The 239-nt window shown below is 49.4% G+C and carries 1 tRNA gene; it reads right to left on the reverse strand.

The annotated features are described in order from the left end of the window. Positions 1-4 precede the first annotated feature (4 nt). Positions 5-81 (reverse strand) — tRNA-Asp (locus AN944_RS21240). Between the last annotated feature and the right edge of the window lie 158 nt (positions 82-239).

Here is a 239-nt window from a genome sequence, read left to right on the forward strand (position 1 = left end):
ATGTTGGCGGAGCGGACGGGACTCGAACCCGCGACCCCCGGCGTGACAGGCCGGTATTCTAACCAACTGAACTACCGCTCCTTTAGCAAGATGCTTACGCGTAATGCTAAATGCTTTTTAAGTCGCTAACTTGTCAAAGTTAGTAGACTTGCTTTATCGTGATAAAGCTACTCTTTCGAGTAAATTAGGCGCTTGGCGATGACCTACTTTCACATGGGGAGACCCCACACTATCATCGG

Source organism: Shewanella sp. P1-14-1, assembly GCF_001401775.1.
Lineage (GTDB): Bacteria > Pseudomonadota > Gammaproteobacteria > Enterobacterales > Shewanellaceae > Shewanella > Shewanella japonica.